This window comes from Hydrogenobaculum sp. 3684 (genome assembly GCF_000213785.1).
GTDB lineage: Bacteria > Aquificota > Aquificia > Aquificales > Aquificaceae > Hydrogenobaculum.
The window spans coordinates 103,084-124,598 of the sequence record NC_015557.1 but is presented as its reverse complement, the minus strand read 5'-3'; the positions used below and the strand labels follow the sequence as shown (position 1 = coordinate 124,598).

Below are 21,515 nucleotides of genomic sequence, written 5' to 3'. Positions count from 1 at the left end.
TTTATGCACCACGAAAACAATGCTTTTCTTGGAATAATAGGTGGAAGTGGTTTATATAAAATATTTGATGATGTTGAAGAACTAGATATAGATACTCCTTTTGGTAAACCATCTTCCAAAATATTTTTAAAAAATGGCGTTGCCTTCTTATCAAGGCACGACATAGACCATTCCATACCACCTCATCTTGTAAACTATAGAGCAAACATATACGCTTTATATAAAATAGGTGTTAGAAAACTAATAAGCATAGGGGCTACAGGTGGTATAAACACACTTTTTAAAAGCGGTGATATTGTTATAACATCCGATGTTTTAGACTTTACCAAATCAAGAGTATCAACGTTTTTCGAAGGGGTGTTTTCCAAAGACATAGATGAAGAAGATACACCTTTTTATAGGCTTTTAAAAGCTAAAAAAGTAGTACATACAGACATGTCAAACATCTTTTGCGAAGAGATGATAGGAATAGCAAACGAAACACTAAGAGAATTGAATTTACATTTCTATGTAAAGGGTGTATACGCTTGTACCGAAGGTCCAAGGTTTGAAACTAAAAAAGAGATAGAGATGCTAAAGCATTTAGGGGCAGATATGGTAGGCATGACAGCGTGTCCAGAGGTCTTTTTAGCAAGGGAAACAGGCATGCATATACTTCATATAAGCATAATAACAAATCCTGCCGCTGGCATAGAAGGCAATAAACTTACCTCGAAAGAAGTGATAGATATGATGAAACAAAAAGACGAGGAGATTAAAAAGTTTTTAACGCTTTTCATAACAAAAGCCCAAAAACAATTTGTATGCCAATGTGAAAGCGTATTAGAAGGAGCAGATGTATGAAAACAATAGATGTAAGCGATAAGATAGAAACCCTAAGAGAGGCAAAAGCCTATGGCTTTATAGAGCTTAGTAAGGAAACCATAGAAAAGATTAAATCAAATCAATTACCAAAAGGCAATCTCACAGAAGCCACAAAATTGTGCGCTTTATATGGTGCAAAAGCTACTCAACAAATACTTCCATTTTGTCATCCTATAAGCATTGACTTTGTAGAAGGTGAGGTAAACATAAAAGAAAACGGCATAGAAGTGTTTGCTACAGTAAGAGGAATAGCTAGAACCGGCTACGAAATGGAAGCACTAAACGCTGTAAATACAATGCTTTTAAACATATATGATATGTGTAAAGGTATAGATAAAAATATGGTGATAAAAGAAATAAAGCTTTTATCTAAAAAAGGTGGAAAGTCTGATTATTTTGAAGATTTATCTGGAGAAAAAGCGGCGGTCATAGTCTTAAGCGATAGAGCTTCCAAAGGAGAATACGAAGATAAAAGTGGCAAAATAGCTATAGAAATGTTAGAAAATCTAAAGGCGGAAGTAGTTCATTACGAGGTCATACCAGATGATAAAGACATATTGATAGATCGTCTTAAAAGCCTACAAAACACTGCAAACATTATTATAACGAGTGGTTCCACTGGTTTTTCAAAAAGAGATATAGCACCGGAAGCCACTAAAGAAGTTATAATAAAAGAGATGATAGGTTTTGAAGAGATAATGAGAGTTTATGGTTATAGAAAAGTGCCAAAAAGCGTAATGTCTAGGGCTGTTTGTGGTATCATAAACGAAAACTGCATAGTGATAAACCTACCTGGAAGTAGCGGCGGCGTAAAAGACAACCTTAGCATGATAGGTGGGCTAATTAAACATGCTCTTAAAATGGCAAGAGGTGAAGGACATTGAAAAAGTATAAAAATACAATGTTGACATATGTTAACATGTTAACAATTTTGTTAACAAATAATACCAGTGATTTTTCAAGAAATGTTATTTTACAAGAAAAAGTTTATTGGCATTATATTTGATAGGAGGTACTTATGAAAAAGATAGAGGCTATTATAAAGCCTTTTAAATTGGACGAAGTGAAAGATGCTTTAACGGAAATCGGCATAGGTGGTATGACAGTTATAGAGATAAGAGGTTTTGGACAGCAAAAAGGGCATACAGAAGTATATAGAGGCACAGAGTACGTGATAGATTTCTTACCAAAAATAAAAATTGAAATAGTGGTAAAAGATGAAGAAGTTGAAAAAGTGGTAAACACTATTATGAAATCAGCTCAAACTGGAAGAGTAGGCGACGGTAAGATATTCATCCTACCGGTAGAGGATGTAATACGTATAAGGACAGGAGAAAGAGGAGAATCTGCTATTTAAAAAGCTAAATTTTTATTAAGGAGGTTTAATATGAATCAAGCAAAAGCTCAAGAGGTCTTGGACCTAGTCAAGAACGAAGGCATCGAGTATGTGGATCTGAGATTTTCAGATCCGTTTGGCCAATGGCAGCACCTTACCATACCAGCCTATGAATTATCTATGGATACGTTCGAAAACGGAAGAGGCTTTGACGGTTCTTCTATAAGAGGCTGGCAATCTATAAATGAGTCAGATATGCTAGCTTTTCCAGATCCAGAAACATGCTTCATAGATCCTTTCATGGAAAATACCATTGTGATGATATGTGATATCTACGACCCCATTACAAGGGAAAGATATGGAAGAGATACAAGATACATAGCTCAAAAAGCAGAACAATATCTCAAACAAACAGGCATAGGCGATGTAGCTTATTTTGGTCCTGAAGCTGAATTTTTCATATTTGATTCTGTAGAGTTTGGCAACACTGGGAACTCATCTTTCTGGAGAGTAGACTCAGAAGAAGGATGGTGGAATAGAGAATTTACTTCATCTGGTTATAAAATACCAAACAAGAGAGGATACTTCCCAGCACCTCCACTAGACAAAACTCACGACTTAAGAGCAGAAATGGTAACCATAATGAGCAAGTACATGGGTATCACAGTAGAATTACACCACCACGAAGTGGCTACAGCTGGTCAAGCCGAAATAGATATAAGGTATAACTCCTTGGTAAAACAAGCGGATAATCTTTTTAAATATAAGTATACAGTAAGACAAGTAGCAGCTAAGTATGGCAAATTTGCTACATTCATGCCAAAAGTCTTACCAAACGACAACGGTAGTGGTATGCACACACACTTCTCAATATGGAAGGGCGGTCAAAACCTATTTGCTGGTTCTGACTATGCAGGTATATCAGAAATATGTAAATATGCAATAGGCGGTATACTAAAACATGGTCCAGCCTTAGCAGCTATTACAAACCCTACTATAAACTCTTACCACAGGTTAGTACCAGGTTTTGAAGCTCCCGTAAGACTTGCTTACTCTGCCAGAAACAGATCTGCTTCCATAAGAATACCTATGTATTCTCAAAATCCAAAGACAAAACGTATAGAAATAAGGTTCCCAGACCCTACCACAAACCCATATCTTGCTTTTGCAGCGATATTGATGGCAGCAATTGATGGTATAGAAAACAAGCTAAACCCAGGTGAACCTTTTGACAAAGACATATATTCATTGCCACCAGAAGAACTTCAAAATATACCACAGCTTCCAGGCTCATTAGAAGAATCTCTAAAAGCTCTAGAAGAAGATTATGAATTTTTACTAAAAGGTGGAGTATTTACAGAAGAGTTTATCCAAATGTGGATTGAATCAAAGAAAGAGGAAATAAACAAGATGAGATTTACTCCACACCCGCTTGAATTTGAACTATACTTTGATATCTAATATGCTAAGAATAGGGGCTTTCAAGCCCCTTTCCAAATTTAAATTTTAATGAAAGATAGCCTCATAAAGCTTTTGCCATACGGTATAAGGCTTTTAAGAAAAACCATAAAAATAACCTGCGACAGAGACGATTCAAAAGACAGAGCTGTTATATACGCATTATGGCACTCTCAGGCTTTAGCTGTAGCTATGTATGGCATAGACAAAAACATTTACAGCATGGCAAGCCAAAACAAAGACGGTGATATAGCCACTATCTTACTGCAAGGTCTCGGTTTTGGAGTAGTAAGAGGCTCCAGCAACAAAGACAACAAAGACAAAGGAGGAGCTAAAGCTCTTATTCAGATAAAAAAAATTTTAGAACAAGGTTATAATATAGCCATAACTGTAGATGGACCCACTGGCCCACCCAAAAAAGTAAAACAAGGCATTGTTTATCTTGCTCAAAAAACAAAAAGACCAATAGTCGGTATATACGCAAACATATCAAACTACATAAGCCTCAACTCCTGGGACAGATTTCAAATACCAATGCCTTTTTCAAGCATAAAGCTAAGGACTACAGAGGAAATATACATAGAAGAAAATGCGGATTTAGAAGAATATACAAAATTGCTAGAAGAAAAGATGATAGGACTTGAATTAAAAGAAAATACTTAAACATAATTTTAAAAATAAAATATAAAAATGAACAACACAGACGAATTACTAAACAAAAATAGCTTCTTTGATATTGATTTACCAAGAGACGAAGCTGCTGAAAGATCCGTACTTGGTGCTATGCTATACGATATAGAAAACATACCAATAGTAGCAGAGGTACTAAAAGAGGATGATTTCTTTGAGCCGATACATAAAACCCTTTTTAAGATTTTATTAGAATACTATTTTGAAAATGCAAACCTAAACACCATAGACAGAGTTTTGTTAAAAGATTTTATAGAAAAAAAGAAAATAATAGATATAACGGAAGACTTTTTAGAAGCGCTCGTTTTAGAAGCTGTTACAGATATAGAGATTTTACAAAGTGTAATAAAAATTATAAAAGAAAAAGCTATTCAAAGAGCAATAATAAATTTGGGCATCAAGATAATAAGGGAAACAAAACAAACCCAAGATTCAAGCATCCTTATAGAAACCATACAAAGCGAACTTATAAACATAGCCTCTGACAATGTAAACGTTGGATACTTTGAGCTAAAAGATATATTGGAAGATGTTATAAGCATAATAGAAAAATTTGCCCACAAAAAAGAGCTTGTTACCGGTGTGCCTACTGGTTTTATTGATTTAGACAAGCTTACCACAGGTTTTCACGAATCTGATCTTGTAATAATAGCGGCAAGACCTGGAATGGGAAAATCTTCCTTTATGCTTTCAATGATGCACAACATGGCTAAAAAAGATATAGCTGTTGGGATATTTTCTCTGGAGATGAGCAAAGAGCAGCTTATTATGAGGCTTTTATCTTCAGCAAGTAAAATAGATATGCAAAGACTTAGGACTGGGATGGTAACAGACGAAGAGATAAAACTTTTAAACGATACAAAAGAAGAGCTGTCAAAATTAAGAATCTACATAGACGACTCCCCAGCCATTACAATATCGGATCTTCGCATAAAAGCCAGAAAACTAGTTAGAGAAAAAGGCGTCAAAATAATAGCAATAGACTATCTTCAGCTTATAAGGTCTATAAGAGCAAAAGGCAATAGACAAGAAGAAGTGGCTGAGGTATCTAGAAATTTAAAAGCCTTGGCAAAAGAGCTAAAAATACCTGTAATAGCCCTAGCTCAGCTTTCACGCCAAACAGAGCATAGATCAGACAAAAGACCCCAGCTATCGGATTTAAGAGAGTCTGGCCAAATAGAGCAAGATGCGGATCTTATTATTTTCTTACATAGACCAGAGTATTACAAAAAAAATCCGTTGCCAGAGGAAAAGGGAATTGTAGAGGTCATAATAGCAAAGCAAAGACAAGGACCCACTGGCATAGTTAGACTTGCTTTTATTAGCGATTTCGCATCTTTTTACCAGCTATCAGAAAAAGCTGCATCCCTTTATTCAAAATATGAGGAAGAGGAAAACGGTTTAACAGAAGATAGCGATATAGTAGATACAGATATAGATTTGGACGTAGATTTTTAATGGAAAATAAAGTTATACAAAAACCCTACATCATAGTTTTTGAAGGAATAGACGGCAGCGGAAAATCCACACAAATAAATATAGTTTATGAGCTTTTAAAAGATAAAAACGTAAAATTATTAAGAGAACCAGGCTCCACAGAGATGGGAGAGAAAATTAGAGATATATTAAAATTACAAAAACTAGACCCAAAAACCCAAACATTTCTAATAGAAGCCTCAAGAGCACATATGATAGAAAAGCATTTCAAAGGTTTTGAAGGTATACTACTTTTGGATAGATATATATATTCAACGATAGCTTATCAGGGTTATGGTTTTGGTATCGATATAAACTTTCTAAAAGCCCTAAACGATTTCGTATGCGACATATATATACCAAATATTGTATTTCTACTTGACATAGACCCAAAAATAGCTCTTCTAAGGCTTAAAAGAGAAAAAGATGTATTTGAAGATTTAGAATTTTTAAAAAAGGTAAGGGATGGTTATTTAAAACTTGCAAAAGAATACAATTTTTATACAATAGACGCCTCAAAAAATGTGGAGGCCATCACAAACGAAATCACAAATATTTTAAAACAGCATAGTTTATTATTTTGATTTTATTAAAAGCAAAAATACTATATCTATCAGAGAATAAAAAGTTTTTAAATAGTAAAATTTTCTTATGCATACAATAGATATGATAAATTTATTAAACCCACATTTTTGGTCTTATTTTGTATACGGGGCTTTTGTGGTAGCCTTGGCTTTTTACGTAAGAGCCACAATAGGTTTCGGTTCTGGGCTTATTTCAGTATCGCTTCTAAGTCTTACATTTCCTATAAAGGAAGTGGTACCGGTGGTGCTCATTTTAGACTTAGCTGGATCTATACTGTTAGGAGCTTACGATTTCTCGCATATAAGGTTTAAAGAGTTAACCTGGCTTTTTCCAGGTAGCATAATAGGGCTTATTATAGGTACTTTTATTTTGGCAAAAACAGATGCTCAAAACATAACAAGATTTTTAGGAGTATTTATCATATCCTATGTGATATACGCTGTTAGTTTTAAACCAGAAAAGCTACCAATTATAAGAAAGTTCTGGGCATTTCCATTAGGTATGCTTGCTGGTATTATAGGAAGCTTATACGGTGGTGGTGGTCCTCCTTTGGTAGCTTACCTTCAGCTAAGGAGAATAGAAAAAAGAGCCTTTAGGGCCACATTCCAAGTGATAGCGCTTTTAGATAACATCCTTAGGGTTTTCACCTATCTTAGTGTAGGGCTTTTAAACTTAAAACTATTTGAGATAGGCCTATCTCTTATACCTTTTGCTGGTTTAGGGCTTTTTGGAGGAAACAAACTGCATATGAAAATATCAAATGAAACCTTTATGAGACTAACACTTTTATTTTTATTTTTAATAGGAGTAAAATATTTAATATAATAAAAAGCGGGCTTACAACCCGCTTCTTACATTATTGTTTCTTAATATTTGGTTCGTCGTTAAAACCCTGGAAAATCTCACCTTCTTCATCTGTGCGAGAAGCATTTATTATGCCATACAAAAGGGTGGCAAAAATCCAACCATAAAATATAATTGCCAAAAACATAGAAAGCTTAAATCCTAAATACATAACTTCACCTCCTTAATAACATAATAACATATAAAAAAATTTTTTCAAGTATTATTGTTTACCTGGCACACCACTACAATCAGCGCATGGTTCTACTAAGTGAAGATTAAACATAGCCTCAAGACCCATCTTTTCAAACCATGGCTCTACATCGCCAAATTTTACCTTCCATAAGAAATATTTTTCAAAGCTAGTTTTAACCCAGTGCATCCATTTACTCTTTTTTTGCAAGGTCCAAGCTCTTGGTGGTATAACCGGATAAGCTATAAAACCAGCGGCATCGTTACCCATATCAGCTATACATATAGCGGCCAAAGTAGGCATATACCTTTCTGAGCTGTTTCTTATATCAGATACTATGTTTAAAGCGGTGGCCAAAGCCATACCCTCTATCATTTGACCAGTTTTTGGAACACCGGTAGGCACTGGAGTTTGTTCTACTGGAGGTATAGCAGCTACTACGCCAACACCGTATATGTTTCTATAATTTGGATTGTTGAAGCACTTATCCACTATAACCATCTTATTGGCCGGATTTGCTACTTTATCACCAGCGCTTGCTACTACATCTGTACCCATAAAACTTGGCATAAGCATAGTAAAAGAAGATTCTACTTGATATTCTTTGCCGTTTAAATCTTCATAAACAACATGATCTTTTTCAACTTTTTTTACTTTTACATTTACCGTTGGTCTTATATCCCTTTCGGCCATCAAGTCTTCCATAACCCTTCTTGAGGTTCCAACACCACCTAAACCGAGATGACCCAAAAACGGCTCAGAAGTTATATAATAGATTGGAAACTTATGCCTTAAGCCTCTTTTCTTAGCTTCATAATGAAGCATAAAAGCAAACTCATATCCTGGGCCAAAACAGCTAGTACCTGGTTTAGCACCAACCACCACTGGACCTGGTTTTTCAAAAAACTTTTCCAAAGCTTTGTTGAGTTCTAAAGCGTGATCCACTGTACATACAGAATGTCCATTTTCCTCTTGGCCCTCTGTATATACAAGTTTTGGACCGGTAGCTATTACAAGATAATCGTATTCTAAGACTTTGCCACTTTTTAACGTAACTTTGTTGGCATCTGGATCTATCTTATCAGCATCCTCATTTATAAAATCTATGTTCTTTTTCTTCAAAGCTGGTTGAAGAGGCGTTGATACATCACCAAATTTACGCCATCCTATAGCCAAATGAGGATAGGCTGGAGTAAAACCAAAATAAGGCCTTCCAGAAACTACTTTGATATCAAGGTTAGCGTCTAATTTCCTTAAATTGTAAGCGGTAGATACACCACCTACGCCACCGCCTATAATAACCACTCTTTTTGCCATAATACCTCCTAAAGTTAGATAATACTTAATTATAATATAACTATATACGTATAAGTAAATAAATATATCTTATAAGAAAATAAATCTTTCTTATATATAAAGAAAGTATAAAATTGTTAAAAACTATTTAACCGTGTTTAGATACATAGTTAAATATTATTAGAAAAATAACAAATACAATAATGATTACAGTGGGAGTTAAGATGAAAATAAACTTATCATGAGCATTCAATTTTTTACCCATAACAACCACTCCTTTGTTTTTAAGATTTTAATAAAATATAAAATTAGAAGAATTTGACAATGACTATATTGATTTTGGTTTTTGTTTTTTGATCTTTCTAAGTAAGATTTTTATATCAAGAACAAGAGCTGAAGCCACAAATATAGAAGAAAGAGTACCCACCACAACACCTATCAAAAACGCAAAAGAAATATCAGATAAAACGCTTCCACCAAAAAGGTATAGACCCAAAGAAGATAAAAACACCGTAGAAGACGTCATAATAGTCCTTACTATATTTTGGTTAACAGACAAGTTTATAATCTCAGACAGGTCCATACCTTTTCTTAATTTGAGATTTTCTCTTATTCTATCAAATACCACCACAGTATCTGTTATAGAATAACCAGCCACCACAAGAATTGAAGCCAAAACGTCCAAACTCACTTCCTTATAAGTCCAAGAATAAGCACCTACAACTATAAAAACGTCGTGAGCAAGTGCCAATATTCCACCAAGAGCAAACAAAAACTCATATCTAAAGGATAGATATATCAGTATGCCTACTAAAGCTGTAATTATAGCCCATACAGCCTTTTTTCTTAGTTCTCCACTTACCACAGAACCAATATCTTCTCTTTGTAAAAGCTTATAACTACCAATACTATTTAACGCTTTTTCTACAAGGCTTGGCTTCTCACCTACCCTTATCTTCACAATAATATCGCCAGTGTTTGTACGCTGAACAACCGCATCTTTGATATTTACCTTATAAAGAGCATCATCTACTTGCTTTACGCTTACAGGTGTTTGGAACCTTACTTCTATCATTGTCCCGCCGGTAAAATCAAGACCAAGATTTAAGCCCCTACTATACAAGCTAAAAGCCGAAAGCAATATCAATATTATAGATATCACATAAGAGTAGTATCTATACTTTATAAAATGTATATATTTAATCCGCATAACTTGTATTAGTATATCATAAATTAATATTGCCAACTAAAAGTATAAAGTTTATAATATTTAGTATGGAAAAGGAAAAACTTGAAGTAGAAAGCTTTGAAGACGAAGCCCAAATGGCAAGAGAACAAGCCCTTAAAATGCTTTTTAGTGCATTTTTGCCACCAAAAGAGATAAGGGAAGAGGTGATAAGGCAGATGAGAATATCGGAGATGGCTTTCTGGAAAGCTTTAAAGGCTGTTGTGGATTATCAAGTCCAAAAGCTCGAGAAAAAAACAGAACCAAAGCAAGAGACCAAGAAAAAAGCAAAGAAAATTGACATAGAATGACCAAAGAGTTAGAGGATTTAAGAAGCGAGATAGACAAAATAGACGCAAAAATAGTAGAGCTTCTAAACAAAAGAGCTGATATTGCAAAAAAGATAGGAGAAATAAAAAAACAGCAAAATATACAAGTTAGGAACTTACAAAGGGAAAAAGAAGTTATATCAAACGTAATAAAAGAAAATGAAAAATACGGTTTGTTTCCAAAAGAAGCACTGGAAATAATATATAAAGAGATTATATCTGCCATATCATCTTTGGAAGGAGCTGTAAAGATAGCCTACTTTGGGCCAAAAGCAACGTTTACCCATCAGGCAGCCATATCCCATTTTGGATTATCTTCTGATTATATTGCCTGCGATTCTATCTCTACAGTTTTTGAGCTTGTAGAATCGGGAAACGCCCATTACGGAGTAGTGCCCATAGAAAACACCATAGAAGGGATAGTAAATCATACCATTGATCTTTTAATGGATGCGGATCTTTTTATAGTAGGAGAAATCATAATACCCATAAATCTATTTCTGTTATCGTTAGAAAGAGATATTGCTAAAATAAGCAAAGTATATTCCCACAAACATGCGCTAGCGCAAAGCAGGAAATTTTTAGAAAAGCATCTTCCTTTTGCAGAAATATTAGAAGCCAAAAGCACTGCAAACGCCTGTGAAATAGCTCAAAAAGAACCAGGAACGGCAGCTATAGCATCTGAAGTAGCAGCTTACGTTTACGGATTAAACATATTGGCAAAAAACATCCAAGACCAAAAAAATAACTTCACAAGATTTTTAATAATAGGTAAAACACTTACAAAGCCCACAGGAAAAGATAAAACCAGCATCATTATGGGTGTTAAAAACCAAACAGGAGCCCTTTATAAAGCCCTTGAAATATTTTATAGGCACAATATAAACCTTACTAAAATAGAGTCAAGGCCTTCCAAGAAAAAGGCTTGGGATGATATATTTTATGTAGATATGGAAGGACATATCGAAGATAAAAATGTAAAAGAAGCATTAGAAGAACTTGACAAAAACAGCCATATGATAAAATTTTTGGGCTCTTATCCAAGATGAACCTAAAAGAGTTTAGTGCTTTAAATGTTGCTTTTAACATCCTTGGTGGTATAATAGCAGGCTTATTCGTTGGATATATGCTTGATAAGTTGGCTTTTGAATTTTTCCATAAAAACACATCCCCTTTGTTTTTGTTTATATTTTTAGCTTTTGGCATAATAGCTGGTTTTAAAAACGCTTACCAAGATTTTAAAAAAACGTTAAAAGATGATTAATTTTTTCGTAGTTAGCATATTTCCAGAAATAATAGAGTGTTATACTAAATTTGGTATCTTATCAAAAGCCATAAAACAAGGGTTTGTCAGTGTTCATACTGTAAACCCAAGAAATTTTTATGAAAAAGTAGATGATACCGCTTACGGTGGGTTCCCAGGGATGGTATTAAAACCAGAGCCTATAGTGGCTGCTTATGAGCACGTATTGTCTATCACATCTCAAAAACCCTTTGTAATAAAACCAGAGCCATGGGGCAAAACAATAAACCAGCACATATTAAACAATTTAAAAAATAAAAAAAATATTATAATATTATGTGGTAGATATGAAGGAATGGACAAAAGAGTAGACAATATAGTAGATTTGGACATATCCATAGGAGACTTTATACTAAGCAGCGGGGAATTGGTGGCACTTTCAATAATAGATGGTATAACAAGACTTTTAGAAGGGGTTTTGTCAGACAAAGAAAGTTTAGAGCAAGACTCTTTTTCAAACAAATGGCTTGGTTATCCAGTTTATACAAGACCAGAAGAATTTAAAGGTCATAAGATACCATGGGTATTAAAAACCGGAAATCACAAACTAATAGAGCTCTGGAGTCTATGGGAACGAATAGAGCTTACGGTAAAATTAAGACCGGATTTAATACCAAAAAAATTAACCAATATAGAAAAGCTATTTTTAGAAGCCATAAAAACAAATCTAAGTTTTGAGGAGATATTAGGTTGGAACAAGAAACTAGTATAAGTGGCAAATTCTTTGAAGAATTGAGAAAGATAATTTATGAGTTAACTGGCAACTACTATCCAGATGAGCGTTTGATGCTTTTAGCAAAAAAATTAAACATGTTTTTATAAGACAAATCTGCCACGACCAACAAGTCTGCCACGACAAACTGATGTTTGAAGCCAACGCTATACCATATCAAATAATAGGCTTTGATATAAATGAGACTTACTTAGAGAAAGCAAAAACTGGCATATATCCAAAAAGAGAAATGTTAGATATACCGCAAGAATATCATAGATTTTTAGATATAAAAGAAGATAGTTTCAAAATAAAAGATTCTATAATGAAAAAATACAATTTAAGCAGTTAAACCTCATAAGAAAAGAAGATTTTACAACCTATAGAGAAGTATTTGACGTGGCATTTTGCAGAAATGTCCTAATATATTTTAACGACGATTCGAAGCTAATTGCTATAAAGAATATAGCTTACACTATAAAAATGGGCAGTTTTTTATAGTATCTATGACAGAAGTGCTAAACCGTATACATACTCAGTTTTTCGAAACTATGAAAATAAACAACATTTTCTTTTACAAAAAGATTAAAGAGGTTTAAAAATCAAAAGTTAAGTTGCGAGGGAAGGATTTGAACCTTCGACCTTCGGGTTATGAGCCCGACGAGCTACCAAGCTGCTCCACCTCGCAATAAAATTTTATCATATTAAAAACTTAAATTCAATGATAATGCTCATGTTTAAAGCTTTGTACATCTGATATAATCAACACTTATGCAAAACAAATACATAATAGACATTATCACATTAGATAATTTAGATGAATTTGTAAATCTTGTAAAAGATTATATGAAAGTATCAGACGTAGTATGCTTAGAAGGTGATCTTGGATCTGGAAAAACTACGTTTGTGAAAGCTTTTCTTAAAAGCTACAACTTTTACGATGTATCAAGTCCCACGTTTTCAATAATAAACGAATACAAGTTGAAAGACTTTGACGTGTTGCATGTAGACTTCTACAGAGTAGAAAATGTAAAAAGTTTTATAGATTATATAAAAGAAAAACAAAGCGAATCTATAACCTTTGTAGAGTGGCCAAAAGAAATAGAATGCACAAAAAAACTTAGTATAAAAGATATAGGTCAAAATAAAAGGCTGTTTAAATTATGTCTATAGACGCCATAATAATAGGTGGGCCCACGGCATCCGGTAAAACAGAAATTGCTCACGAGTTGGCAAAGCTTTTAAACACAGAGATAATAAGCGCGGATTCCATGTGTGTATACAAATTTATGAACATAGGCACCGCAAAGCCAAGTTTAGAAAAAAGAAAAGAGATAAAATACCATATGATAGATGTAGTATTACCAAATGAATATTTTGATACTTATATATATGTGGAAAAAACAAAAAACATTATCAAGCAAATAAAAGAAAAAGGTAAAATACCAATAATAGTAGGTGGTACATACCTCTATATCCAAGCTCTCTTATACGGCTTACCTGAAACTTCAGAACCAGATTTTAAACTTAGAAAGAAATTAGAAAATATAGCAAACAAAAAAGGACTTCATTTTTTATATGAAAAGCTTAAAACCGTAGATAAAGTATACGCAGAAAAAATAGGAAAAAACGATAAAAAACGTATAATAAGAGCGTTAGAAGTGTTTATAAACACTGGAAAACCCTTTTCCACATTCCACAAATGGCATGAACCAAAAATGAAAGTTTTAGGCTTTTATACAAACCTTACTCAAGAAGAGCTAAACAAAAACATAGAAAAAAGAACATACTATATGATAGAGCAAGGGCTTGAAGCAGAATGTATAAATTTGCTTTGTTTAGGGTACAAAGAAGCCATGACATCTTCTCAGGCTATAGGCTACAAAGAGATGATACCTTATATAGAAGGTAAATCAAGCCTTAAAGAGGCTATAGAAAATATAATAAAAAACACAAAAGAGTATGCTTCAAGGCAAAGAAGATGGTTTCAAAAAACCACCTTCACACCAATAAGAACCATCGAAGATATCAAACACCACCTGCAATCGCTGGAACTATAGAAAGCGTATCTCCATCTTTTAGCTCTGTATCTATACCTTTTAAAAATCTTATATCCTCATCGTTTAAATAAAGGTTTACAAACCTTCTTAGCTCTCCATTTTCATCCACAAGCCTTTCTTTAAAACCAGGATAAGAGGCTTCTAAGGCATCTATAAGCTCTCTTATGTTTTTAGCCTCTACGCTTACTTCTCCTTGGCCATTGGCCAATCTTCTCAAAGGTGTTGGTATTCTAACGGTTATAGCCATATCCTCTCCTTAAAGCCAAAAGGCACCGTCACTTATATAGCGCTATACGGCAAGCGCTGGTTAGAGTTATAATTATAGCACAAAACTTAGTAAAGCAAATCTCTACACATATTCATGTTGCAAAATATTGCATACTTATTTTGATCATCCCTTTTTAAAGGTTATACAATATATTAAAAGCATGGAAAACTTAAATTATTCAAAATTTAACAGGATATTTTTGGCTGGTAAAGATAAGGGCGATTTATCAAAGGAATTAGAGCATCTACTTATATCTGTAAAAGTCCTTTACAAATCTTACATGATAGATATAGAAAACATGGATAAAGAGGATATAAAATACGATTACTTGGAACATAAAAACAACTATGAAAATACGATAAGACCATTTTTGATGAAAAAGGATATACTCATGGATAAAAATCTATGTGAAAAAGCAGATCAGATATCAAAAACTTATGAGGAATTCTTAGAAACTCTGGCGAAAAAGATATAAAGCTAAATGCCACCTTTAAACATATCAAATATCTGATTTACATCCTTATCGCCTCTACCGGAGAGGTTTATTATCATTAAAGAACCGGGGTTTTCTTTGGCAATATCTATAGCCTTTATAACAGCATGAGAAGATTCCAAAGCAGGTATTATACCTTCTGTTTTTGCTAAAAGCTTAAAACCCTCCAGCGCCTCTTCGTCAGTAGCATATATGTATGTAGCTCTTTTCGTAGCTTTTAAGAAAGCATGCTCAGGACCCACACCAGGATAATCAAGACCAGCAGATACAGAATGAGTACCCAATATTTGACCTTCTTCATCCTGCATAAAGTAAGATTTCATGCCATGAAGTATTCCCACTTCACCGTCCGATAAAGGTGCCGCATGTTTTTTACTAGCAAGACCAAGCCCACCCGCTTCAACACCTATAAGCTTAACCTCTTTATCATCAATAAAAGGGTAAAAAATGCCTATGGAGTTCGAACCACCACCTACACAGGCTATGACAAAATCAGGAAGTCTTCCCTCTTTTTCTATTATTTGAGACTTTGTCTCTTCTCCTATTACCTTTTGAAAATCTCTCACTATCATAGGAAAAGGATGTGGGCCTACTACAGAACCAACTACATAATGAGTGGTTTCAACGTTTGTAACCCAATCTCTCAACGCTTCATTGATGGCATCTTTCAAAGTTTTTGTACCAGAAGTCACCACTTCTACCTTTGCACCTAAAAGCTCCATTCTGAAAACATTTAACCTCTGACGCCTAACGTCTTCTTCACCCATATAAACAACGCACTCAAGACCAAGCAACGCACAAGCGGTAGCCGTAGCCACACCGTGCTGTCCTGCACCTGTCTCAGCTATAATACGGTGTTTACCCATCTTTTTAGCCAAAAGACATTGCCCTATAGCGTTGTTTATCTTATGCGCTCCTGTATGAAGCAAATCTTCTCTTTTAAGATATATCTTAGCACCGGCAAGATCGGAAAGTTTTTGGGCAAAATAAAGAGGAGTTGGCCTTCCAGCGTAATCTTTTAGGTAATAATTTAGTTGATTTTTAAAAGACTCATCGTCTTTGAGTTTTTTATAAAAATATTCAAGCTCTTCAAGAGCATACATCAACGTTTCAGGTAAAAACCTTCCACCAAAAGCTATATCTCCTTCTTTAAAATAACCTTTTTCGTCCGGTTGACTATACATAAAAATATTTTACATCAATAAGCTATGTGAAGTGCATCTAAGATAGATTTATTTTTTATAAGGTCTTTTTTAGCCCATACCTCATTTTGAGTACCCCATATACCTATCATAAGATTGTAATCTTTTTCATCTTTGTTATAAAGTTTTACAAAACCGAGTATCTTTAAAAATTCGTCTTCGTTGTTTGGTAACTCTTTTGCCTTTCTATATAGATATTTACTAGCTTCTTTTGTAATATAAACAGATTTTAAATTCACACCAAAATTTACAAGCTCAATATAAAAAGAAACAATATCTTCTATATCGTAGTTTTGTTTTAACATATAAAGTAAAACATTCTTCGCTATTTGCTCTATAAAAGCTTTTTGCTGTTCTATAAATGGAGAAAGGACTTCTATGTGTGATATATTTGAGATAATTTGTTTTATAAGCTCTTCGTAATGCTTTATATTCTCTTTAATTGTATTGTATATCAAAAACTCCGTTATATCTTTTTTAAAAGCCCCAAACATATTAGACACATCTAAATCTTTTATATTAAACTCAAAAGAATTTTGCTCAAGGGTTTCTTTATCTTTTATAAATACGTATATATAATTTCCAGAAGTGGAGATTTTATAATAAAATTTAACAAAATACCCTTCGTCCTTTATATAACCGTAGTGATTCATAATAGCCAAATAAGACGCTACATCTTCAAGGGTATACACTTTTGCATCTTTTATATACACATCTTTTGCGGTAGGTCTTTCCTTGGTATTGCCTTTGGCGTTTTGCAAAATGTTTATAAAAGGTATCTCAATATCTTCATAGTCTTTTAACAAGTATATAGCGTACTTTGCCATATCAAGAGCGTGTTTTACCTCAACTCCAGACACATCGTCAAAAAACCAAGCATCTGAAGAGAATGAAAACTGTACACATTTATAGGCGTTTAGAAGTTTGGCAAAAGCAAGCTTATACTCTTCATCGTCAATGCCCTTTTCTTTCAAAAACTCTTCTGTATCCTTTACACCAAGGATAACATCTACGTATTCAAATAAAAGTTGTTTTAAATCTATTTTAAACTTTTTAGCTATATTTTCTAAATTTTCTCTGACTTTTTGTCTTAGAAACTCTAAAGCCTCTCTCAAAGGTCCGCGCCAGTACTGATTCCAATCTGGATGAGCACCAGAGTTGCAACCACAATGCGTTCGCCAGCGCTCTATACCGTGAGGACAACTCCAAGAGGTATTTTCTACCAACTTAAATTCATAATCAAAATCTTTTAGCTCTTCCACAAGATCGTTTAGAGCTTTTAAAGGTATAAGCTTTGAAAGATAAGCAAGTCCCATCTCACCAAACTTTTTGTGATGACCAAAAGTTTCCCCATCAGTGGCAACTATTGGAATAATATCCCCAGATTGCTTGAAAACATCCACAAGTCTTTTTACATCTGTAAGAAGATCTTCAAAGGAAAGTTTAGCAGAGACAATACCATCGTATATAAAAACTTTTATATTACCGTTTTTTAATTTTATATAACCATAGTTTTTAGAAGTTTTGTTGGAAACCTGATGAGGAGCCAATATGACATACTCTATACCAAAAGCCTTAAAGACTTCTAACGTCTCATAATTTACAGCACACTCTGGTAGCCACATGCCCTTTGGCTTGACACCAAAATAATACTCGTGGGTTTTTATACCCCAATAAACTTGTATCTCTTTATCAAACCGTGGATCCAAAGGCAGTATCGTATGGTTAAAAGCCAAAGCTAAAGCGTTTTTTGAGCTTTTCTTAAGAATATCAAGAATATAAGGCTCGTGCTTTTCAAACCAGCTAAGTAGCGTATAACCTATGTTAAAGCTAATATGATCGTAGTTATTTACTATATCTATCACCAATTCGTCTTCTTTTATATGAGCGTAAGCGTTTGGAAGATAACATTCTCTAAGTATTCTTTTGTTCCAGTTTTCATAAGGATAGGCAGATGGTTCTAAATCAATTTCACCTAAAGATGGGCTTATCCTGATAGGTTGATAAAAATGTCCGTGAACTACAAAATACTTATGGACTTGCATCAAACAACCCCTCCTCAAATAGCATCTTCAATGTTTTTTTATCTTTTACTATGCTACCTTCTTTCCCCCTCAAAAACCATATAAACACTCTTGATTGTAAAAGCCCTAAAAATGTGAAGGCAGCCTCTTCTATGTCTAAATCTTTTTTTATAATACCTTCCTCAATACCTCTATGAAAAAGGATGCTTATAAGATCAAAATAGTTTTCCAAAAAACTTACAACAGCTCTATTATCGTATATGTTTGACCTTGATATCTCAAAGCACAGAACTGGAATAGCACCTTTACTTTTCTCAAGCATGTCCATATGAGTATCCATTATTTTGTCTATTTTTTGCTGGATCGATAAATCTCTATCAAATACTATACTTCTTATAGCTGTTAAACACTCTCCTGTATACTTTTTGACTACCGCTTGCACTATATCGTTCATATCTTTAAAATGCTTAAATATAGCGGCGTCGGTTATATTGAGCCTTGTGGCTATATTTTTTGCCGTAAAGCCTCTTAAACCTTCCTGAGAAATTATCTCAGCCGCTATCTCTATTATTTTGTCTTTCGTGCTCTCTCTTTGAGGCGTCTTTTCTTCTACTGTCTTATGCACTTGCTTCTACCGGCTCTATGCTGACAAACTTCTTTTTACCTTTCTCTTCAAACTTTACTATACCGTCTTTGAGAGCAAAGATAGTATAGTCGGATCCAAGACCCACGTTTTTACCTGGGTGCACCTTGGTACCTCTTTGACGGATTATAATAGAACCAGCTTTTACAAACTGTCCACCAAAAGCCTTAACACCAAGGCGCTTTGAATTACTATCTCTACCGTTTCTTGTTGAACCACCACTTGCCTTTGATGCCATAGCTCACTCTCCTATAGATAGTATAGAGATTTTTGTATAAAACTGCCTGTGTCCTCTTAGTTTCTTAGAATGTTTCTTTGGAAGATGCTTGAAAATAAGCACCTTCTTATCTTTAGCAGTAGATAAAACTTTTGCTTTCACCTTACCGCCAAACTTAACAGCACCGTCTTTTACTATGCTTAAAGCTGGAAGTTCTATCTCCTCGTTTTCTCCAAAAGGAAGCTTTTCCACCTTTAAAACATCGCCCTCTTTAACTACGTACTGTTTTGAACCAGTTTCTATAACAGCATACATAAGCACTAACCTCTCTTCAATTTAAGATTGATAATTATAACAAGTAAAATACTAAAAATCTATGATGTTTAGCAGTATACTAAAAATCTATGATGTTTAGCAGTTAGTTGGGCATATGCCAGTACCAGACGTATCCCTTATGCCAACATAGGACACGCATATCATATAGTATTGGTTTATATAAGAATCATAAACGCACACATTTCCATTTTGAGCACTTACACCTCTTGCATCAAAAGATATATAACCCGGATTTCCTGTATAGCTAAGATAAGAAGTCTCGTAAGAGGGTAAAGTATAAGACTCTACAATATTACCGCCACAAGAGGAGTTTGGATAAAGCCCCAAATTATAAATAGTTAAAGAAGAACTTGTAGTACATAAAGAAGTATAAACCGAGTTTGATATTGCATAGTTTTTTGCTTCCATAACAAGAGAATGTAGCCTTTGACCTTCAGAATAGAGTTTATATTGATGATACCACCTCATACCAGGCCCCATAAATACATATGTAAAGATGGCAAGTATGGCTATCACCACAAGAAACTCTACCAAAGAAAAAGCTTTATTTGAGTTTTTGGCGCTTTTCATAAAATCACCATATAAATATTATATCGTGAAAAAATTAAAATATTTTAAAATCGGAATGCCGGGACTCGAACCCGGGACCCCTGGCCCCCCATGCCAGTGCGCTACCACCTGCGCCACATTCCGTTAGACTTTTTTCTTGTGGTTTACTTGCAATATAAAATTTTGACTTGGTTTGAAAGTGAGGCTATACCTTATAGGTATCTTATACAAGTCACCAGTTTTTGGATTTCTTCCTATGCGGGGTTTTCTTTCTTTTATATAAAAAGTCCCAAAACCAGAAAGCTGAATCTTATTTTCCTTTTTTGACACAATGGTATCTTCTAATATATCTAAAAACATATTTATGATACGGGCCACATCTCTTTTTTTTAGTTTAGTATCTTGTTTTTGCAACTTTATCATAACTTGATTTAACAAATCTTTCTTTCTCATAATATATATAAAAAGTATAACACAATTATGAAAATTATAAATATGATACCAATTCTAAGATTTATAGCTTTTGATATACTAAGAGAAAATATCAAAGTACTCAAAATACTAAGAAACCCACCCACCATAAGCATATTTGGTATACGCCAATCGGTAAACCACAGACCCAAGCTCACCGGCATACAAGATTGAAAAACCAAAGACCCCACGATGTTGCCTATAGAAGACTTTATCCTTCCTTTTCTAGCCCAGATAAAAGCGTTTGAAAGTTCTGGAAGTTCTGTGGCAAGGGGAGAAAACACTATAGCGCTTTTGTAAGCATCCCATCCAAGTGAATGAGCTATACCCTCTATACTTAGCACAAGCCCATCTATTACAAAAGGAAGCGTGAAAATCACCAACAAACCTTGAACTACGGCAAGTGTTTTGGTATAGTCTTTTATTCCAAGTTTAGAGAAAAAAATAGAGAAAAAAAGTTTTTCATTCTCTTCTTCGTCTTTAGTTTTACGGCTTTTAAACTGAATATATACAAAATACGCATAGATTATCAGAAACAACAACACAAGAGGTTTTTTAAAGGATAGAAAATTAGCCAATAAGGCTATATTAAAAGCAAACAAGAAAAATAGTATGTTTGTCAAGTCGTACAAGTCTTTAAATCTCTTATATTTGGCTTCTATCACCAAAAGCATAAAACCAAAACCAAACATACTAAGAAACATAGGCCCACCGAATATAGAACCAAGACCGATATGGGTGGTATCCACAGAACCCTTTAGAAAAGATATAAGTGGCACCAAAAACTCCGGCAACGTAGTCACCAAAGATGCTATCACAGAAGAGCTAATGCCCTCTGGAATTTTTAACTCGTGAGACAAAACATCTATAGCATTTACAATAATTTCCGCCAATACGTATATTAAAATCATGTAAACTACTATAAGGATAAAATCCATGTGA

General features: G+C 34.1%; 29 protein-coding genes and 2 tRNA genes. 17 read left to right on the top strand and 14 right to left on the bottom strand.

Annotated elements, in window-relative coordinates; all coding sequences use genetic code 11:
* Positions 1–3: 3 nt before the first annotated feature.
* The 8 genes from HYD3684_RS00715 (at position 4) to HYD3684_RS00680 (ending at position 7,234) form a co-directional block, all read left to right on the top strand.
* Complete coding sequence (locus HYD3684_RS00715; RefSeq protein ID WP_015418782.1) at positions 4–843, top strand: MTAP family purine nucleoside phosphorylase; 840 nt, start codon at positions 4–6, stop codon at positions 841–843.
* Complete coding sequence (gene moaCB / locus HYD3684_RS00710) at positions 840–1,748, top strand: bifunctional molybdenum cofactor biosynthesis protein MoaC/MoaB (RefSeq protein ID WP_015418781.1); 909 nt, start codon at positions 840–842, stop codon at positions 1,746–1,748. The genes HYD3684_RS00715 and moaCB overlap by 4 nt, the downstream gene beginning before the upstream one ends.
* A 134-nt stretch (positions 1,749–1,882) precedes the next feature.
* Complete coding sequence (locus HYD3684_RS00705) at positions 1,883–2,221, top strand: P-II family nitrogen regulator (protein ID WP_012513181.1); 339 nt, start codon at positions 1,883–1,885, stop codon at positions 2,219–2,221.
* Between the two features lie 30 nt (positions 2,222–2,251).
* Entirely contained in the window at positions 2,252–3,661 is a 1,410-nt protein-coding gene (glnA, locus tag HYD3684_RS00700; RefSeq protein ID WP_015418780.1) for a type I glutamate--ammonia ligase, read from the top strand.
* A 48-nt stretch (positions 3,662–3,709) separates the two neighbouring features.
* The gene (locus HYD3684_RS00695; protein WP_015418779.1) at positions 3,710–4,321 is read left to right on the top strand and encodes a lysophospholipid acyltransferase family protein; all 612 of its coding nucleotides are present in this window, start codon (positions 3,710–3,712) and stop codon (positions 4,319–4,321) included.
* A gap of 27 nt (positions 4,322–4,348) precedes the next feature.
* Positions 4,349–5,806 carry a replicative DNA helicase gene (gene dnaB, locus HYD3684_RS00690; protein WP_015418778.1) on the top strand — a complete coding sequence of 486 codons (1,458 nt, stop codon included), beginning with the start codon at positions 4,349–4,351 and terminating at the stop codon, positions 5,804–5,806.
* A complete protein-coding gene (tmk, locus tag HYD3684_RS00685; protein WP_015418777.1) occupies positions 5,806–6,408 on the top strand; it encodes a dTMP kinase in 603 nt (200 codons plus the stop codon). Before dnaB ends, tmk begins: the two co-directional genes overlap by 1 nt.
* Before the next feature lie 67 nt (positions 6,409–6,475).
* On the top strand, positions 6,476–7,234 hold the full coding sequence (locus tag HYD3684_RS00680; RefSeq protein WP_015418776.1) for a sulfite exporter TauE/SafE family protein: 759 nt from the start codon (positions 6,476–6,478) through the stop codon (positions 7,232–7,234).
* 31 nt (positions 7,235–7,265) lie between these two features.
* On the opposite strand, the gene HYD3684_RS08355 is transcribed toward HYD3684_RS00680, so the two are convergent.
* From HYD3684_RS08355 to secF, 3 genes are all read right to left on the bottom strand, one after another.
* Positions 7,266–7,424, bottom strand: a complete 159-nt coding sequence (locus tag HYD3684_RS08355) for a hypothetical protein (protein ID WP_015418775.1) — start codon at positions 7,422–7,424, stop codon at positions 7,266–7,268.
* 51 nt (positions 7,425–7,475) lie between these two features.
* Complete coding sequence (locus HYD3684_RS00675) at positions 7,476–8,762, bottom strand: FAD/NAD(P)-binding oxidoreductase (RefSeq protein ID WP_015418774.1); 1,287 nt, start codon at positions 8,760–8,762, stop codon at positions 7,476–7,478.
* Positions 8,763–9,069: 307 nt separating this feature from the next.
* Positions 9,070–9,951 (bottom strand): protein translocase subunit SecF, encoded by an 882-nt coding sequence (gene secF / locus HYD3684_RS00670; RefSeq protein ID WP_015418772.1) that lies wholly within the window; start codon positions 9,949–9,951, stop codon positions 9,070–9,072.
* Positions 9,952–10,016: 65 nt separating this feature from the next.
* Between secF and HYD3684_RS00665 the strand changes: the two genes are divergently transcribed.
* Genes HYD3684_RS00665 through HYD3684_RS00645 form a run of 6 tightly spaced genes read left to right on the top strand, consistent with a single transcriptional unit; the run spans position 10,017 to position 12,662 of the window.
* The gene (locus tag HYD3684_RS00665; protein WP_015418771.1) at positions 10,017–10,277 is read left to right on the top strand and encodes a hypothetical protein; all 261 of its coding nucleotides are present in this window, start codon (positions 10,017–10,019) and stop codon (positions 10,275–10,277) included.
* A complete protein-coding gene (pheA, locus tag HYD3684_RS00660) occupies positions 10,274–11,344 on the top strand; it encodes a prephenate dehydratase (RefSeq protein ID WP_015418770.1) in 1,071 nt (356 codons plus the stop codon). The genes HYD3684_RS00665 and pheA overlap by 4 nt, the downstream gene beginning before the upstream one ends.
* Positions 11,341–11,559 (top strand): AtpZ/AtpI family protein, encoded by a 219-nt coding sequence (locus tag HYD3684_RS00655; protein WP_015418769.1) that lies wholly within the window; start codon positions 11,341–11,343, stop codon positions 11,557–11,559. Before pheA ends, HYD3684_RS00655 begins: the two co-directional genes overlap by 4 nt.
* Entirely contained in the window at positions 11,555–12,310 is a 756-nt protein-coding gene (gene trmD / locus HYD3684_RS00650) for a tRNA (guanosine(37)-N1)-methyltransferase TrmD (protein WP_174256044.1), read from the top strand. The genes HYD3684_RS00655 and trmD overlap by 5 nt, the downstream gene beginning before the upstream one ends.
* Positions 12,289–12,420 carry a hypothetical protein gene (locus HYD3684_RS08475; RefSeq protein WP_255348075.1) on the top strand — a complete coding sequence of 44 codons (132 nt, stop codon included), beginning with the start codon at positions 12,289–12,291 and terminating at the stop codon, positions 12,418–12,420. The genes trmD and HYD3684_RS08475 overlap by 22 nt, the downstream gene beginning before the upstream one ends.
* A 41-nt stretch (positions 12,421–12,461) precedes the next feature.
* On the top strand, positions 12,462–12,662 hold the full coding sequence (locus tag HYD3684_RS00645; RefSeq protein WP_041112944.1) for a CheR family methyltransferase: 201 nt from the start codon (positions 12,462–12,464) through the stop codon (positions 12,660–12,662).
* Between the two features lie 262 nt (positions 12,663–12,924).
* Here the strand turns inward: HYD3684_RS00645 and HYD3684_RS00640 are convergent.
* Positions 12,925–12,998 (bottom strand) — tRNA-Met (locus HYD3684_RS00640).
* 83 nt (positions 12,999–13,081) lie between these two features.
* On the opposite strand from HYD3684_RS00640, the gene tsaE reads away from it, so the two are divergent.
* Positions 13,082–13,483: a tRNA (adenosine(37)-N6)-threonylcarbamoyltransferase complex ATPase subunit type 1 TsaE gene (gene tsaE, locus HYD3684_RS00635; RefSeq protein WP_015418767.1), complete on the top strand. Its 402-nt coding sequence runs from the start codon at positions 13,082–13,084 to the stop codon at positions 13,481–13,483.
* Complete coding sequence (miaA, locus tag HYD3684_RS00630) at positions 13,474–14,370, top strand: tRNA (adenosine(37)-N6)-dimethylallyltransferase MiaA (RefSeq protein WP_015418766.1); 897 nt, start codon at positions 13,474–13,476, stop codon at positions 14,368–14,370. The genes tsaE and miaA overlap by 10 nt, the downstream gene beginning before the upstream one ends.
* Here miaA and HYD3684_RS00625 read toward each other — a convergent pair.
* Positions 14,339–14,617, bottom strand: coding sequence for a ubiquitin-like small modifier protein 1 (locus tag HYD3684_RS00625; protein WP_012513164.1), 279 nt, complete (start codon positions 14,615–14,617; stop codon positions 14,339–14,341). The two genes, miaA and HYD3684_RS00625, sit on opposite strands and share 32 nt — an antisense overlap.
* A 181-nt stretch (positions 14,618–14,798) precedes the next feature.
* Between HYD3684_RS00625 and HYD3684_RS00620 the strand changes: the two genes are divergently transcribed.
* Entirely contained in the window at positions 14,799–15,113 is a 315-nt protein-coding gene (locus HYD3684_RS00620; RefSeq protein ID WP_012513163.1) for a hypothetical protein, read from the top strand.
* 2 nt (positions 15,114–15,115) lie between these two features.
* Here HYD3684_RS00620 and trpB read toward each other — a convergent pair whose 3' ends face one another.
* From trpB to HYD3684_RS00575, 9 genes are all read right to left on the bottom strand, one after another.
* A complete protein-coding gene (gene trpB / locus HYD3684_RS00615) occupies positions 15,116–16,315 on the bottom strand; it encodes a tryptophan synthase subunit beta (protein WP_015418765.1) in 1,200 nt (399 codons plus the stop codon).
* Between the two features lie 14 nt (positions 16,316–16,329).
* A complete protein-coding gene (locus HYD3684_RS00610) occupies positions 16,330–18,378 on the bottom strand; it encodes a DUF3536 domain-containing protein (RefSeq protein ID WP_015418764.1) in 2,049 nt (682 codons plus the stop codon).
* Entirely contained in the window at positions 18,365–18,982 is a 618-nt protein-coding gene (locus HYD3684_RS00605; protein ID WP_015418763.1) for a TetR family transcriptional regulator, read from the bottom strand. Before HYD3684_RS00605 ends, HYD3684_RS00610 begins: the two co-directional genes overlap by 14 nt.
* Positions 18,975–19,238: a 50S ribosomal protein L27 gene (rpmA, locus tag HYD3684_RS00600; protein WP_015418762.1), complete on the bottom strand. Its 264-nt coding sequence runs from the start codon at positions 19,236–19,238 to the stop codon at positions 18,975–18,977. The genes HYD3684_RS00605 and rpmA overlap by 8 nt, the downstream gene beginning before the upstream one ends.
* Positions 19,239–19,241: 3 nt before the next feature.
* Complete coding sequence (rplU, locus tag HYD3684_RS00595; RefSeq protein ID WP_015418761.1) at positions 19,242–19,532, bottom strand: 50S ribosomal protein L21; 291 nt, start codon at positions 19,530–19,532, stop codon at positions 19,242–19,244.
* A 96-nt stretch (positions 19,533–19,628) separates the two neighbouring features.
* The gene (locus HYD3684_RS00590) at positions 19,629–20,123 is read right to left on the bottom strand and encodes a GspH/FimT family pseudopilin (protein WP_015418760.1); all 495 of its coding nucleotides are present in this window, start codon (positions 20,121–20,123) and stop codon (positions 19,629–19,631) included.
* 50 nt (positions 20,124–20,173) lie between these two features.
* Positions 20,174–20,246: transfer RNA gene (locus tag HYD3684_RS00585), tRNA-Pro, on the bottom strand.
* Positions 20,247–20,555 (bottom strand): HU family DNA-binding protein, encoded by a 309-nt coding sequence (locus HYD3684_RS00580; RefSeq protein WP_015418759.1) that lies wholly within the window; start codon positions 20,553–20,555, stop codon positions 20,247–20,249. It lies immediately after the preceding tRNA gene.
* Positions 20,552–21,511, bottom strand: coding sequence for a sodium/calcium exchanger membrane region (locus HYD3684_RS00575; RefSeq protein WP_015418758.1), 960 nt, complete (start codon positions 21,509–21,511; stop codon positions 20,552–20,554). Before HYD3684_RS00575 ends, HYD3684_RS00580 begins: the two co-directional genes overlap by 4 nt.
* Positions 21,512–21,515 lie beyond the last annotated feature (4 nt).